The organism is Methanolobus sp. WCC4 (assembly GCF_038022665.1).
Taxonomy (GTDB): Archaea; Halobacteriota; Methanosarcinia; order Methanosarcinales; family Methanosarcinaceae; genus Methanolobus.
Genome location: NZ_CP150629.1, coordinates 420,641 through 434,063, shown reverse-complemented (window position 1 = coordinate 434,063; position 13,423 = coordinate 420,641). Strand labels below are relative to the sequence as shown.

13 protein-coding genes are annotated in these 13,423 nt (G+C 45.9%); 7 read left to right on the top strand and 6 right to left on the bottom strand.

The features are described from left to right. Window positions 1–58 precede the first annotated feature (58 nt). From V7O63_RS02265 to V7O63_RS02245, 5 genes are all read left to right on the top strand, one after another. The gene (locus V7O63_RS02265) at window positions 59–850 is read left to right on the top strand and encodes a nicotinate-nucleotide pyrophosphorylase (RefSeq protein ID WP_340819778.1); all 792 of its coding nucleotides are present in this window, start codon (window positions 59–61) and stop codon (window positions 848–850) included. Between the two features lie 210 nt (window positions 851–1,060). After that, window positions 1,061–1,330, top strand: coding sequence for a thioredoxin domain-containing protein (locus V7O63_RS02260; RefSeq protein ID WP_340819776.1), 270 nt, complete (start codon window positions 1,061–1,063; stop codon window positions 1,328–1,330). A gap of 151 nt (window positions 1,331–1,481) precedes the next feature. Next, complete coding sequence (locus V7O63_RS02255) at window positions 1,482–2,468, top strand: MBL fold metallo-hydrolase (RefSeq protein ID WP_340820870.1); 987 nt, start codon at window positions 1,482–1,484, stop codon at window positions 2,466–2,468. An 87-nt stretch (window positions 2,469–2,555) separates the two neighbouring features. Beyond that, entirely contained in the window at window positions 2,556–2,972 is a 417-nt protein-coding gene (locus V7O63_RS02250; RefSeq protein ID WP_340819775.1) for a hypothetical protein, read from the top strand. A 54-nt stretch (window positions 2,973–3,026) separates the two neighbouring features. Continuing rightward, the gene (locus tag V7O63_RS02245) at window positions 3,027–4,799 is read left to right on the top strand and encodes a ribosome biogenesis/translation initiation ATPase RLI (RefSeq protein WP_340819772.1); all 1,773 of its coding nucleotides are present in this window, start codon (window positions 3,027–3,029) and stop codon (window positions 4,797–4,799) included. 227 nt (window positions 4,800–5,026) lie between these two features. Here the strand turns inward: V7O63_RS02245 and V7O63_RS02240 are convergent, their stop codons facing one another. Further along, entirely contained in the window at window positions 5,027–5,818 is a 792-nt protein-coding gene (locus V7O63_RS02240) for an alpha/beta hydrolase (protein ID WP_340819770.1), read from the bottom strand. Between the two features lie 155 nt (window positions 5,819–5,973). Here V7O63_RS02240 and V7O63_RS02235 point away from each other — a divergent pair, with 155 nt between their 5' ends. Continuing rightward, entirely contained in the window at window positions 5,974–6,804 is an 831-nt protein-coding gene (locus V7O63_RS02235; RefSeq protein ID WP_340819768.1) for an AIM24 family protein, read from the top strand. A 26-nt stretch (window positions 6,805–6,830) separates the two neighbouring features. On the opposite strand, the gene V7O63_RS02230 is transcribed toward V7O63_RS02235, so the two are convergent. Genes V7O63_RS02230 through V7O63_RS02210 form a run of 5 tightly spaced genes read right to left on the bottom strand, consistent with a single transcriptional unit; the run spans window position 6,831 to window position 12,438 of the window. Then, window positions 6,831–7,175, bottom strand: a complete 345-nt coding sequence (locus V7O63_RS02230; RefSeq protein ID WP_340819767.1) for a hypothetical protein — start codon at window positions 7,173–7,175, stop codon at window positions 6,831–6,833. A 40-nt stretch (window positions 7,176–7,215) separates the two neighbouring features. Then, a complete protein-coding gene (locus V7O63_RS02225) occupies window positions 7,216–7,638 on the bottom strand; it encodes a hypothetical protein (protein WP_340819765.1) in 423 nt (140 codons plus the stop codon). A gap of 28 nt (window positions 7,639–7,666) precedes the next feature. Beyond that, window positions 7,667–9,484 (bottom strand): hypothetical protein, encoded by a 1,818-nt coding sequence (locus V7O63_RS02220; protein ID WP_340819764.1) that lies wholly within the window; start codon window positions 9,482–9,484, stop codon window positions 7,667–7,669. Between the two features lie 27 nt (window positions 9,485–9,511). Continuing rightward, a complete protein-coding gene (locus V7O63_RS02215; RefSeq protein WP_340819762.1) occupies window positions 9,512–10,615 on the bottom strand; it encodes an ABC transporter permease in 1,104 nt (367 codons plus the stop codon). Beyond that, window positions 10,612–12,438: an ABC transporter gene (locus tag V7O63_RS02210; protein WP_340819760.1), complete on the bottom strand. Its 1,827-nt coding sequence runs from the start codon at window positions 12,436–12,438 to the stop codon at window positions 10,612–10,614. The genes V7O63_RS02215 and V7O63_RS02210 overlap by 4 nt, the downstream gene beginning before the upstream one ends. 120 nt (window positions 12,439–12,558) lie before the next feature. Between V7O63_RS02210 and V7O63_RS02205 the strand changes: the two genes are divergently transcribed. Continuing rightward, entirely contained in the window at window positions 12,559–13,368 is an 810-nt protein-coding gene (locus V7O63_RS02205; RefSeq protein WP_340819758.1) for a mechanosensitive ion channel family protein, read from the top strand. The last annotated feature ends 55 nt before the right edge of the window (window positions 13,369–13,423 follow it).

Here is a 13,423-nt window from a genome sequence, read left to right as displayed (position 1 = left end):
TTAAAAATAGCAATAGTTATGAACCATACTCTACCTATAATATTAATAGGTGAGCACCATGATCGATCTTTTTGACCTTTATCTTTCAGAGGATTGTCCTTACGGCGATGAGACCACAGAGTTCCTTGGTATAGAGGGCAACGGGCGTATCCGTATCAAATCAAGGGAACACGGTGTGGCTGCGTGTATGGACGACCTTGCGGGCTTCTACAGGAAGAATGGGCTTGAGGTCGTGAGCATGGTTCCGAATGGGGATGAGTTCAATCCCAACGATGTCATCTTTGAGGCGCAGGGAGACCTTCCTACCATCTTCAAACTCTGGAGGATATCCCAGACATTTCTCTCGATGGTCTGTGCCATCGCTTCTAAGACACGGTTCGCTGTTGAGCTTGCGAGGAAGACGAACCCTGATATACTGATAGCCACAAGCCGCAAGACCCATCCGGGTTTTCGTAAGTATGAGTTAAAGGCCGTAAAGACCGGAGGGGGGACACATCATCGTAATTCACTGAGTGATTCCATTCTTGTGACACAGAATCACCTTGAGGTCATGGAGAAACAGGTGGATCTCAAGGCCATGAAGAAGATAGAGATCGAGCCGCGCACGAGGGAGGAAGCTCTTGAAGCTGCTCCGGTGGCTGATATGCTCCTTCTTGATCATTACACTCCAGAGGAACTGGAGACATTCGTTCCTGAACTGCGTGCTTTGAACCCACATCTTGAGATCGCCGTGGGTGGTGTGGACCTGGGTATGATATCCCGGTATGCGGAGCATGTGGATGTTATCGTTACCACGGCACCTTATTATGCAGCTCCTCTTGACCTGACATCGAAGATAAGGCGTATTTAAATAAGTATATAAGCTAAGCGAAAACTATATATTGAAATAATGACATGGTTGTGTATAGAACATGCATTACCGACTCAGGAGGGCTGTGCTTTTTGGGGTTTTAAGAGCCGTGGTCCCTTCGGTCATGTCATGTATTGCAGGTATCGATAGCTATAAATGATCGATATATTACTATGATTACTACAGTAACAGAGACAAAGGTGTTTTAACATGAGCAATGTAGAATTATTAGATTTCAGTGCAACCTGGTGCGGACCATGTAAGATGCAGAAACCACATCTTGAAAAGGTGGAGGCAGAACTCGGTGACAAGGTCGCTGTCAAGGTCATAGATGTTGACCAGAACCAGTCCCTTGCTGCACAGTATGGTGTACAGGCAGTACCAACACTTGTTATTCTCAAAGATGGGGAGATTGCAAAGCGCTTCACCGGTCTGACAACAGCCGGCGTCCTCATCGAGGAACTGAACAAGGTGCTTTAAGCACTTTTTGTTCCTCTCCTTTCTTTTGTAATCATCTTTTTACAATTCACTACAACGATCCATCCTCTCGTTTTCAAAAAGCGTAAATAATTTAAGATCATTCCAGCTTCGAGGGTTTAGCAAATTGAAAGAACTGATCGATCTTGGTGTAATGGTATTCAGGGAGAAGAACTCCCGCGGTTCCTTCAAACCTCATCTTTCTATTAAGTTCCGGTCCGTTGAAGGGGACCTTGTGACATTCTCTGTGGATACGAGTCGTACCCCTGCCAAATACAAACAGCCTGATGCCTATCTTATCACACATGCCCATTCCGATCATCATGGCAAATCCGCAATGCTATCCGAGCGTGCGGTCTGTTCCGAGAAGACCGCCCTTGCCCTTGAGATACGTCACCAGCGTACCTATGCAGGCAGGACGTTCAAAGTAGGGGAGACCATAGATATCAAAGGCGTTAAGGTGAAGACCTTCCCTAACTTCCATACCGTAGGTTCCGTAGCTTTCATGTGGGAGAACGAGACCGGTGTGAGGATACTTGTGACAGGTGATGTAAAGGACGCTTCCATGCTTCCTGAGTGTGATGTCCTTATCACGGAAGCCAACTATGGCGACCCCGGGGACACAAGCTGCTATTTCGAGGATGATATCTCAGGTTTCGAGTGTGCTTTCAGGGATGATCCTTCCATAGCATTCGGAGCCTATGCATTCGGCAAGGCACAGAGGGCAGTGGAACTTCTCAGGGAACTCGGTTACGATGGGGTCATTGAGATGGATGAGCAATCCCTGTCTCTCACAAGGACACTCCTCGATGATGCCGGAGAACTGGACTACATCGGCAATTCATGTAGTGACTGCATAAGTATAGTACCGCCCTGGGACCTTGGCAAGCTGCCATCTCACATATCCAAATATGTGATGACAGGACGCAGTGATTATCGTTATCCTGCGATCCAGATAAGTGACCATCTCGATGCCAGGGGTCTTGTGGACATGGTAAAGGACATCGACCCCGAGTTCACGGTGGTCTATCATCCCAATGGCCACAGGCCGGGAAGGTTCGCAAGACACCTCGATTCAATCGGTTTTAACGCGATCTCCATCGATATGATCGAAAATGTCCTGAGCAATGAATTTGTATAATGTTACATTTTTCAGGATAAACATTTATATAAGTATCTGGGTTTATAGTATCCACACTATCCAAGTTGTATCAGGAGATCAGATCAATTGTCTAAATCATCCAGGAAAAAACAATCTGCAGAGGTCGAAACAAAAGACCCTGCTGATAATAATCAACCAGCTCCTACTTCATCCGGTTCCGGCAGGAGGACCTCATACAAACCCAGATCACCGGAAGAAAAGAGATTAGCTCACAAGGAGGGTATCATCAAAACGGCAGTTGCGGCTATTATCGGAATAATAGCAGGTATAGTTGCCTATATGCAGATCGGTATTGCTGATGACCCTACCGTCAAGTGGTACGTCATAATGATGTTCATAGTGGGTATCTCCTTCTATGTAATGAAATTCTCCTTCCCGCTCTTCAAGATCAAGGCGAAGGAATTCGGCTTCAAGGACTGGTTCTATGTTGAGTTCATCGTTATAGACTTCTGTCTTGTGACATGGACACTGCTCCTTAATTGATCTTTCTCTTTTTCTATCTTTATCTTTATTCCATTATATTGACAGGGATCCTACATGCGAATTGCCATATTGAACAAAGACAGATGTCAGCCACGACGTTGCAGTCATGAATGTGAGAAATACTGTCCCCGTGTAAGGACCGGGGATGAGACCATTATCTTCGGTGATGACGGAAAACCGATAATATCCGAAGAGATGTGTGTCGGATGTGGTATATGCATCCACAAATGTCCTTTTGAAGCTATTATGATTATCGGGCTTCCTGAAGCCCTTAAAGAACCGACCCACAGGTACGGACCCAACGGTTTCGCACTCTACGGTCTTCCGGTGCCACAGGTAGGAAGGGTAACAGGTATACTCGGTCCTAACGGTATCGGTAAAAGTACTGCGGTACAGATCCTCTCAGGTACACTTGTGCCTAACTTCTCACAGGAGACCGGTAACTGGGAAAAGGTGCTTGAACACTACGCAGGAACCGCTCTCTATGATTACTTCAGTGACGTGGTGGACGGTAACATCAAGGTTTCCCAGAAGCCACAGTATGTGGACCTTATCCCCAAGGCCTTCCAGGGCAAGACCAGTGAGCTCCTTGACAAGACCGATGAAAAGGGAGCGCTCCCGGAACTTGTCGAACGTCTCAACCTCTCACACGTCCTTGACCGCAAGATAACAGAGCTCAGTGGTGGAGAACTCCAGAGGGTAGCCATTGCAGCATGTGCTGCCAAAGATGCCGATTTCTACTTCTTCGATGAGATAAGTCCTTATCTTGATATCCACCAGCGTATCAACTCCGCACAGCTCATACAGGAGATCGCTAAGGATAAGGCTGTGCTCGTTGTTGAGCACGACCTTGCGATACTTGATATGCTTGCTGATGTAGTTCACGTTGCATACGGTGAACCGGGGGCCTACGGTGTGGTCACCCATCCAAAAGGTGTACGTGTTGCCATCAATCAGTATCTCAAAGGTTACCTGCCTGAAGAGAACGTGCGTATACGTACCGATGCCATCAAGTTCGAGGTACATCCTCCAAGGGCTGCCACCGATATCAACACCCTTGTTGACTATGATTCGTTCTCCAAGAAATATGGAGAAGGCTTCTCCCTGTCCACCGATGGCGGCTCTCTGAAAGAGGGCGAGGTGCTCGGTATAGTGGGTCCGAACGGTATCGGTAAATCCACGTTCGTAAAGATCCTTGCAGGGGAGGTAGCACCTGACGAGGGAGAACTGGACCTTGATATCAAGATCGCGTACAAGCCACAGTACATCAAGGCTGACAACCCGATCCCTGTACAGTATTTCCTGCGTGGAATCTCCAACAAGTTCGATAGCAGTTATTTCCAGTCAGAGATCGCTAAACCATTGAACATCGAGAAGTTCTACGACCGTCTGGTCACAGACCTCAGTGGTGGTGAACTCCAGAGAGTTGCCATTGCAGCATGTCTCATGCAGGAAGCTGATATGTACATCCTTGACGAGCCAAGCGCTCACCTTGATGTAGAGCAGCGTTCCATGGCAACAAAGGTCATCAAAAGGTTCGCAGAGAACAACGGTAAGACCGCAATGGTTGTAGACCACGATATATACATGATAGATATGCTCAGTGAGCGTCTGATCGTATTCGAGGGTGAACCTGCGGTCTATGGTAAAGCGCACGAGCCTTTATCCATGCAGAATGGTATGAACAAGTTCCTCGCAAATCTGGATATCACATTCAGGCGTGATGAGGACACATCCCGTCCGAGGGTCAACAAACCTGACTCAAGACTTGACAGGGAACAGAAGGCTAAGGGAGAGTATTACTACCACGATATTCTGGATGAGTAACCCCTTTTCTTTCTTTTTTCTTTTTCGGCTCTGTAGAGATTATACACCTCAACGAGTTTTGAACCAGAACCGCAGATAAACACAGATGCATCCATCTCCTTCGGAGTTGGATGCCTGCTGAACTTTCGTTCAGCAGGTCACGCAGATAGTGGTTATTTACATCTGTGTGCATCTGCGTTCATCTGTGGTTTTATTGTATGTACGGAATTTCTACAGCGTCCTTTTTTCTACAAAAGCTCTTTTCCCATCAACTGATAGAACTCTTCCGAAGCATGTTTTTCCAGCCACGGGTAGTGCCCGCATTTTTCCAGAAGATGGAACCTGAGGTCATCTATCACTCTTGAGAGTGGCTCTTCCACTCCTTCAAATGGATGCGGGTCATAGCAGCCGTGTATGGCAACCACAGGACATTTGATCTGGTACCCTGTCCTCAGGAGTTTCCCGCTTTTCCTGAGATAACTTGCCTCGCTCCAGATGCTCTTGTTCACATCATGGTGGAAACCAAGATGTGTTTCCTCAAAAGGTACAAGGTCGAAAGAATCGGCAGAGGACATGAGCTTTCCGAACCTGGTGAAGAAATGGTTCTTATTCCTCACGGAAGGGTCGCTCATCTTTGAACTGAGATGAAGGTACTCATCTATTTCACTCCGGCTCATGCGGTCAAGTCGCTTCTGCATTACTGTGCTTGCATACTTCTCTTCAAAAGGTCCGCTTGAGATGAGTATGAGTTTCCTGACATAGGAAGGATAACGTGCGGTGAACAAAAAGGCAAGCCATGCACCCCATGAATGTCCTGCCATTATCAGGGGTCTTTTTCCATGCCTGTCAAGCATCCTCTTCAGTTCACTGATCTGGCCGTCAATGCTCATTGATGTCTGGAGAGGTTCAAGTACTCCTTTACCTAATCTCTCCGAGAGTCCGATTGCAAGCTCTGCTACAGTCCCGGGAGCCCCCGGTCCACCGTGGATGACTGCAATATTGTAAGGACCATCTCCATACTTTCTGGGATTTGTTCTCATTATAGACCCTGTGTCCTTTCTGATGTCCTGCTCACTTATGTTGGGCTGAAAGGTTAAAACACATATAGATAAGCTTTTGTAGTATCTATTAACTAATATATTTACTCTGCAGCAATGGTATATGGCTATTGATGCTGTTTATTGGATGTGGTTATATGTCAGAAAAATTCTATGATAATATCAATGTTCTCGATAGTGCAGATAAGGGTAACTTCAAGGCAGAGATCCTTGAGTACAAGACCCTTACCGGTAGCAAGAACCCTGCTCTTGCAAAGCATCTCTATTATGCTGACAAAGCAGGAATGTCCCTGAAACAGGTGAAGATCACACTTGACAACAGTGGTGTTATTCTCGAACCGGGAGCACTTCAGTTCCTCAAAGGTAACATATCATGTGATGCCAACATAGGTGGAGTTGGCGGTCTTGCAAAGAAGGTGATAAAGAACAAGCTCACCAACGAATCAACCTTCAATCCTCTCTACAAGGGTACAGGTGAGATATTCCTTGAACCCAGTTTCAGCCATTTCCTCATTGTAAAACTGGATAATGGTTCTATAATAGTTGACAAGGGCATCTTCTATTGCTCTGAATCAACTCTGGAAGTCGGTGTTGCGACCCATAAGAACCTCAGTGCGGGCTTGCGTGGTGGAGAAGGCTGGTTCCAGACGAAGATCAGTGGTACAGGTATATGTATCCTTGAGAGTCCTGTTCCAATGGGTGAGATCCTGAAATACAACCTGGATAATGAGAAGATCCAGGTCGATGGTAACTTTGCTCTCCTGAGGTCCGATTCGGTCAACTTCAGCGTGGTAAGGGGAGGTAATGGTATTGCAAGCAAACTGACCTCCGGTGAAGGACATCTTCAGACATTCGAGGGAACCGGGGCTGTATGGCTCGCACCCACCCAGCCGGCATATTACCAGATCGCCGGGGGTAGTGTTGCATCCCTTGCAGCTGCACCTTATAACAGTAACAACCCCGTATAAAAGGAGTCAGATACTCCTTTTTACTTCTATTTTTCAGGCTCATCTCTGTCTTTCAGCTGATTCTTTCTGGCATAGGTATAGGCCTGGTATATGTTATACGGCCAGAAGATCGCCAGTACAATGGCTGGAATTACAAGATATGATGAAATTATCAGTATGAATGTAATAACAAAATAATACGATCCCCTTCCCTGTTCTCCATTGTTCATCTGGCCGAGTCCCGGGAACACCAGGGAATAGAATGCAGATCTCCAGGGTGAAAATATCATTTCCTGTTCGGTATTCTCTTCTATTACGAACTTGTCTTCTTCATCTGTCAGAATTCTTCCCTCATATTGTATAGGCTCTGCACCTGTAATAAAGTTTGACAAAAGTGGAAGTAAAGAAAAAATAAAATTCGATATGGGTATATCAATTACGTTTCTGAAGGTCCTTCTTTGCCTGCTCGATAGCAAAGGACAGGTTCTCCCTGAAGGTTGCAAAAGGGCTGGAACCAGGGCTCATACTTATACCTGGTTTTTTTGTTCTTATGCTGCTTCCTCTGGCAATGTACCATGTCAGGAACTCAGTGTAGAGGATCAATCCTATAAGTGTTGACCAGAGCATCAGCAATATATGGTAATTATTGATGGGTACAAGTCCTTCTGCAAGTAACATATGCTGGTATGAAAGGAAAGGGAGTGATATGCCGGGTATCAAAAGGATTAGAAGCACGGGTGCCAGGAAAAGAATGGCAAGTGCAAGTCTTGATGACATGTTTATCAGGACAAAGAGCACCACTGCTGCAAATACTGCGAAAAGGAGTGCTGATCCGATGAATGCCATGATATCCATGATTTATATCTCCTGTAGAGGACTCCTTTTACTTATATACTCTGATTATATATAAATATGCAAAGGCAGGTACCAGTGCCAGAATGGCAAACAGGCTCACAAATGAGGATACAAGGAAGCCTGCAGCTCCAAGTCTGGTGATCCCGGTCTGCTCTGTGCTTTCAGGATAAGCGATATATTCGGTGTTCTCTTCCCCTGCAATCTCCTCAAAGTAAGGTTCATCCACAGGGATCGGTTCGTCTATGTAAAGGAATATATCTTCAGTAGTGGCTTTTTCTTTCCTGTCATTCTCATCAGTGTAGCTCAGTTCTGCACCTGGCAGGTATATCTCTCCCTGGGCTTCTGCTCTGACAGTATAACTGAACTCCCTGCTCTCTCCTGCTTTAAGTGTTCCCTGCCACCAGTCATCCCCATCTACAAATACAAGCTCTTCAGGGATGCTTTCCCGGAACGATGCCTCAATGGTCCTGTCACCATCGTTGCTGACCATAAGCTGGATGCTATTCTCTTCCCCAACATACATGTAGCTGGAGCTTATCTTCTTTGTCAGGACCACCTTTGAACCTCCCACGTGTAATGTCTGCGGAGTCCCATCGGATGTGAGTGTGTATGTTTCTCCGCCATCTTTCCATGTGACAGTTGCAGGTGAGAATGTAAAATCTCCCGGTTCGGTAGGTGATGCAAAATATTCTATAGTCCTTGTTTCTCCTGCAGCCAGGGGCAGGACCCATTCGGTATCATCAAGGTCATTCGGGATGAACGATCCCGGTAGTTCATCGTTGACCGTAGCTGCAACAGGGAAGTTTGCCTTGTTCTCAAGAGTGATAAGTACCTGGAAATACCGGTCAGTTCCAAACTCGGGGTCATCTGATGCCTTGTCCTTTGAGATCACTTCCTTCTCAATGGAGATGTAGGGCCTGACGTGTGCCACGGTAGTTAATTCCGCATTGTACTCGTTGCCCTTGTAATCGTATCCCTGTACCTTTGAGATGATGCTGACATCATTTCCAAGTGGTTTGATGTCCGGGTCTACTTTTATCTGGAAGACCTTCGACTTACCGGATTCAAGTATGGAATGTTGCTGTGTCGTTATTTCCACATCCCCTTCCTCGCATTCAGTTGTAAGCATGATCCCATGTAGTGGTATGGTTCCATTGTTGGTGACTATGAGTTCGTATTCCACATGCTCGTTCGGTTCATAACTTTCAATGAGGGCTGCCGATTCGATATGTATCTCAGGTGCACCGGGTTTGAGAGTCTCAAGGAAGACCTCCTGGGTATCCCTTTTCAGATACACGACGTTCAACATGAAATCCTCTGAGAATTTCTGATTCTCTCCTGAAGCATAGGTGCCTTCCAGTTCAGTGCCATCATATTCAACCGATATCCGGGCACCTTCTTCATTGATGCCTGTAAAAGTAATGCGATAATTATCTCCTGAAAGTGAGTCTCCTATCCTGAATGATGTCTTGGGTATGTCGGTGATCCATACAAGTTCGGTCTTTTTCTTGTATATCTCAAGGGAGACTTTTCCGTTATCGATCCCTATGATATCTATCTTGAGCTCACTGTCGTATATGTACTCATTGTTAAGGCCGGTATCTGCTTCGAAAGCTTTCTTGAAGACGGAGTTCCTGTATATCAGCAGGGTTGTGGTTGGTTCATCAGAGGTATCTATCTCATGTACTTTGAGCATGGCCCCTTCAAGATATGCCCTGTCCCCTGTGCCCAGTTCATAGGCACCCTGGAATATCCATATGTCCTCTTCCCTGATGCCAAGGGCGTTGACACTGGATGTAAGTATAAGGAGGATGAAAATAACAGAAAACAACTTTTTAATTGGCATCAGCTATCATTTATGTATTTTTATGTTTTAAATGTTATTTGGATCGTGTTTTACAACTGTTAACATAGCGATGTAAAGGAAAAATCCCACCGCTGCATAGATGCCGATCCATGTCCATGATTCCAGAGCACCTATGCTTTCAATGGAAAGACGTGTGACAAGGTTGAGTGGTGAGTTCGTGAACAGGTATGATGACATGAACAGGAATATCAGTATTAGTGAATAGAGAAGCTGTGCAACTCCCCTGTCCCTGAACAGTATGGATATCATGGTACTTGCCATGACCAGTATGAAGGCTACTATCGTCACAACAAGGAGTATCTGTACTGGATTATGTATGCGTATCCAGTTCATTGACAACAGCAACATCCAGGCCAGCGACTGCAACGGAACTATCAATGTTGCAAGGAAGGCCTTCCCACTGACTATCTCTTTCATGGAGGCAGGAGATACTAAAAGCAGTTCCATGGTCTTGCGTTCGTATTCCTCTGTGATGAAATCAACTATAAGTCCGCCTGAAATGAATGCTGGTGTGAATACAAGTAAAGGCAGGAGTGCCACATATATGAATTCGAAATATGTTGAAGTGGTCCTTATCTCTCTCTTTATAATATTGAACTCGATAGGTTCGTATCCTTCAAGTCTCTGTGTTCTTACATCCCTTACACTCTGTTCGTATCTCTCCAGTGGTTCCTTGAGTTGCAGGGAGACCACTGTTGCCTTGATCTCAGATTTCGGCAGGTATATGTCAACGTTCAAAAGCCCCGTTCCTTCGGCTGTCCCCGCGGGAGCAACGATGATAGCATCAACATTGCGGTCAAAGAAATCCGTGTAAGCCATCCTGAAGTCATTATAGAGGTATGTTTTGACATTCCTTTCCTCTTGCAATATCTGGTAAAGCTCATCACTTTCAAGGCCCACCACTGCTATGGATGTACTTTCCATCTCAACATTGTTCAACATGCCCGGGTCATAGAATGAGGTGAGCCCGATCACAAGGAATGTGGAGAACGACGCTATGAACAGCTGGATCACAATGGCGAGGATGAAGGTCTTCTCGCTTAGAAGCTCTTTGAACTCCTTCTTTGCGATGGTCTTCATTTTGCTTCCGGAAGGACCGAGCCTGATCAAAAGAACAACCCCCTGAGAATGAATATGTTATAGATACTGTGAACAAGGGTTGCCAGGACCACGGATACAAGATAGTAACGTGTTCCCGCTTTGTACATCACCAGTGAACTGACAAGTATAGTGGTAGTGTGAAGTACCAGTGGAATAAGTAGCAATGCACCCATTGTCATCACAGAACCGAATGCAGAACTTGCGATAGGTGCCAGTGTGAGGACGGCAACAGCCTTTTCTCCAACGAAGAAACCTGCTCCTGAAAGTATTGAATACTTCGCTACGTTCTTCAAATTTATGGCAGCTATCTTTCTCTTGAACAGTGTGTATATACCTACTGTCTTTACGAGTTCTTCGGCCATTGCGGAAAGAACTATCATTGCGATTATGGAGTATGGTAAAGGCAGGTTGAAAAGCATGACAATGAGCATCAGTTGTGTCATGTAGACAAAAGGAATGAATATTATACTCAGCAGGAACACTGAGCCGTACGGGTATGCAAGGAACATCTCGAAACAGTCCACGATCTTCCCGCTGATGGGCTTCTGTGTGAACAGGTCCTCTTCCCTGAAGATGAATGTTCCGAACGCATATGTTGAGATAGCTACGAAGTAGAACGGAAGGGTAGAGAACAGATATGTGTTCATCAGTACAGTTTCACCTTCAATGAGCCTGACTATGAGTGTTATTGGTGAGATGGAACTTACGGCATGGATGTTCGCGAACATTGCAGGGAAGAACAGGTATCCTGATATCACAACTGACAGGAAGACGCTTGCGAATGTCAGTTCCTTGAAGCTCCTTGAAAGTATAGCACTGTAGAATGAGAGTGCGAAGAATAGCAGTATGACAGGGAATATGGCTGCAAGTACCAGGAATATCCTCTCAAGACCTGCAAGGTCTGTGGGAACTCCTATGATATAGAGCGTGATGGCTGTCTGTATCAGCATTGTGATCAGAAGATATGGTACTGTCTTGCCGATGACAACATCCCTTCCCCTGAGTGGTGCTGCCAGTACAAGTTCTCCTTTCCTGTTCGTACGTTCATCCATCAGGCTGGTGGAATAGAACTGTGAGACGAAATATATCGGGAAGATGAAGAGGAACGCATAGAGTATGGCTGTGAACGGTATCGGTGGTGAGAAGTTGGTAGGTGTTGAAAGTGTCTGTTTCTCAAAGAAAGTCTTTCCTTCCATCTCATCAAGGGCTGCTATCTCCTCTGGTGATATGGTCGATGATCCGGTCCTTACTGATCCACTGGCTTCTCCATCGGTGCCTCCAGTGCTCTCTCCTTCAACTCCCTCCGGAAGACCTGTTGTCTCATTGAACCTGCTTGTGAAACTCTGTGCTGTTTCTTCTGCACCTGCGAGCTGGAAGGTCTGGGGTCTTTCGAGGTCATGGACAGTTACCCATACAGGGTGACTGTTGTTAACATCATTATAGGAAGTAAGCACCAGTTCCCTGTATGTTGTAAAGGTGTTCTCCAGTGCGTCTCCGGCAGCTGCTGCCTTGCGTGTATCTCCGACGTAGACATTATTTCCGATGATCCCTATGTCAGCACCATATTCGTAATAGGTACTTGCGGTGAACCGGTCCACCATTATCTGATCGAAGCGCTGGTCTGTGGCGATGATCGGCTGGACATCGGGCTGTGATACGGCAGCAAGGTATATCTTCTGGTTCATGCTCATCCCTGTCTGGGATGCTGCATAGGAGACCACTATTACCAGTATCATGGATAGGGTCAGTATTATCAGAGACCTGATGTCGAATTTAAGCTTGGACCTTAAGAGTTCCCACTTCGCGATAGTGAACCAGCCTGCCATTATCATTTTATTAGTAGCTTATTATATTAATAGCTATTTCATAAATCCTGATATAATCAAAAAACATTATATGCAGACAGGAGAACATGAATAAGTAATTATCATATATTCCTATGGAGTGGCAGAATGGCAGATATCTTAGCTCAGACTATACCTTATACGTCAACCACAGTGGCACAGATCGTGTTTGCTGTGATAGTATTGATTGCTGGTCTTGTAGTTGCCGGGATCCTTTCCGGCATGTTCAGAAAAGGACTGCACAAAACAAAGCTTCCCGAACTTGTGATCGAGTTCCTGGTTCGTTTCCTGAAAGCATTGCTGTATGTGGCAGTGTTGCTTGCAGTTGTAAGTGCTCTTGGCATAGATATCAGTTCTGTTGTCGTTGGTCTTTCAGCGGTCATAGGCCTGGTTCTTGGATTTGGTATGCAGGATTCGCTGAACAACCTGGCTGCAGGTGTGTGGATAGCATCCCTGAGGCCACTTGATAAGGATGAGTTCGTAACAGTGAATGGTCTTTCTGGCAAGGTCCATGCGGTCGGCATAATGGCTACAGAACTCCTTACACCCGATAACCAGTTCATCACTGTTCCCAACAAGATAGTATGGGGTAGCCCGATAGTCAATGCCACACGTATGCCAACCAGAAGGGTTGGTGTTGATGTGGGTGTGAGCTATTCCACCGATGTCCCACGAGCTGTACAGGTGGCACTTGATGTCATCAAACAGGATTCCCGTGTGCTTGCTGACCCTGCTCCGGCAGTTGTTACCACTGCACTGGCAGATTCTTCTGTGAACCTTCAGTTACGTGCATGGGTGAACACTGCTGATTTCTGGGCAGTTAAGAACGATCTTACAATAGCAATACATGCAGCATATGGTAAGGAAGGTGTTGAGATACCATTCCCTCAGCTGGATGTACATATGATAAAGGAATAAAGGTTGGTGCATAGTTATTCTCAACTATGCTCCTTTCTATTTTTAGAGTTACAGG